The organism is Streptococcus sp. HMSC062H02, assembly GCF_001813005.1.
Lineage (GTDB): Bacteria > Bacillota > Bacilli > Lactobacillales > Streptococcaceae > Streptococcus > Streptococcus oralis_S.
This window is the reverse complement of sequence record NZ_KV811134.1, coordinates 1-1,837: the sequence shown is the minus strand read 5'-3', so window position 1 is coordinate 1,837 and position 1,837 is coordinate 1. Positions and strand designations below refer to the sequence as shown.

Annotated in this window: 3 protein-coding genes and 1 pseudogene; all 4 read left to right on the top strand. The window is 32.9% G+C overall.

All coding sequences use genetic code 11. The features are described from left to right. Positions 1–283 (top strand): annotated as a pseudogene (locus HMPREF2885_RS08415) (hypothetical protein); the annotation flags it as partial. A gap of 100 nt (positions 284–383) precedes the next feature. Next, positions 384–806 carry a hypothetical protein gene (locus tag HMPREF2885_RS08410; protein ID WP_002880689.1) on the top strand — a complete coding sequence of 141 codons (423 nt, stop codon included), beginning with the start codon at positions 384–386 and terminating at the stop codon, positions 804–806. A gap of 101 nt (positions 807–907) precedes the next feature. After that, entirely contained in the window at positions 908–1,330 is a 423-nt protein-coding gene (locus HMPREF2885_RS08405; RefSeq protein WP_070657801.1) for a hypothetical protein, read from the top strand. Further along, a complete protein-coding gene (locus tag HMPREF2885_RS08400; protein WP_225893212.1) occupies positions 1,330–1,659 on the top strand; it encodes a hypothetical protein in 330 nt (109 codons plus the stop codon). Before HMPREF2885_RS08405 ends, HMPREF2885_RS08400 begins: the two co-directional genes overlap by 1 nt. The last annotated feature ends 178 nt before the right edge of the window (positions 1,660–1,837 follow it).

Below are 1,837 nucleotides of genomic sequence, written 5' to 3'. Positions count from 1 at the left end.
CTTAAAGAATTCCTATGAAGGGATTGAGGAGGTACATATAACCGACCCTTCATATGCATCAATTCCGTCTGATTCTTGGGGCGCAAAAGTTAAAATATTTTTTTCTGATAGCAAACAACTAAGTTATATAATTGCATTTAATAAACAAAATAACGAAATAAGAAGTAGAGATTTTCAAAATAATTCTCGAAAAGATGATAATCAATATTTGATAAACCATCGTGGAATTACAGAAAAAAATGTAAAAGTGATTTATTCAAATGGTGAAACAGGGGAACAGTAATGGTATTTAATTATACTGATAAACAACTCGATGAATTAAAGCATGGGAAGAATGTATACAGCGTCAATGCTGAATATGCTGAGAAAAAGAGGAAATGATAATGAGTAAAGACAGATTAAGAAAAAGCTATAAACCATTATTCATAGTTTTATTACTCGCAACTATCACAGCAGGAGGTGTTTTTATATTTAGTATGTTAGGAAAATCCCAAGAAGAACGTCGAAATAGAGAGTATGAAGTTAGTTTGGTAAGTGCCTTAAAGAATTCATATGAAGGGATAGAAGAAATCAAAATTTCCAATCTAACATATACGAACCCTCCTGGTGACTGGTCTTGTAAGGTTGATATTTTGTTTGAAGATGGGGAAAAAATATTCTATGGAATTCCACATAACCTAGATGAGATAGAAAATTACAATGGTCGTATGACTTATGGACAGCGAGATTTTCTTAACCGAAGAAAAGGAATAACAACTAATACAGTTACGGTTACATACTCTAACAAAGAAAGAGGGAAACAGTAAATGAATTTTAATTATACTGATCAACAACTCAATGAATTAAATCACGGGAAGAATGTATACAGTGTCAATGCTGAATATGCTGAGAAAAAGAGGAAATGATAATGAGTAAAGACAGATTAAGAAAAAGCTATAAACCATTATTCATAGTTTTATTACTCGCAACTATCACAGCAGGAGGTGTTTTTATCTTTAGTATGTTAGGGAAGTCTCAAGAAGAACGTCGGAATAGAGAGTACGAAGTCAGCTTGGTCAACGCTTTAAAAAATTCCTATGAAGGGATTGAGGAGATTAAGATTTCCAATCCAAACTACACAAACCCTCCAGGTTCATGGTCTTGTGATGTAGAAATCAAATTTAATGATGAAAGAAAAACTAAGTATAGGATAGGCCATGGACTCCATGATAAAAAGAATTATCAAGGATCATTGACCAATGAGAAAAGGCAATTCCTTAACAATTACAAAGGAGTGACCTACTTAAAAGTAATTGTTACATATTCAGATAATAGCACGGGAGAACAATGATGACATTTTCCTATACAGATGAGCAGTTAAACAATTTGAATCGGGATTATGCTGTATATAGTGTAAATCTTGAATTCGCTAAGCGTAACGGTAGGACTTATGTCAATTCAAATCTCATTGAAAATATATCTCCTGATAATTTAGAAAAAACCAACACCATAACTACCTCAGATGGTCAAGAATTCCGTGTTGTTGCCACTAAGTCTGACATTGAAACAGGTTTTGATGAACTGGCAGTTGCACCTATTGTCAACGGCGAACCTGATTATAAAAGTATAGCTGTGATTGCTGCGGGAACGGATCCTGGGAGTCCTACTAAGACCTTATAGAAGTAAATCAACTTTTTCTTATTATAGTGTAAAATAGACTAATCTTATAGTATAACAAGAGAAAGGAGGAAATCTTAAATGAACAATTCCAGCATTAAAAAAAGTTATAAAAGGTTACTAATCGTTTTGTCAATCGCAATTATAACAGCAGGAGGTGTTTTTATGTTTAGTATGTTAA

Bases quoted from the DNA above. Each gene is read 5' to 3' on its own strand.
- HMPREF2885_RS08410 (WP_002880689.1), top strand. From the start codon at position 384: ATGAGTAAAGACAGATTAAGAAAAAGCTATAAACCATTATTCATAGTT.
- HMPREF2885_RS08405 (WP_070657801.1), top strand. From the start codon at position 908: ATGAGTAAAGACAGATTAAGAAAAAGCTATAAACCATTATTCATAGTT.
- HMPREF2885_RS08400 (WP_225893212.1), top strand. From the start codon at position 1,330: ATGACATTTTCCTATACAGATGAGCAGTTAAACAATTTGAATCGGGAT.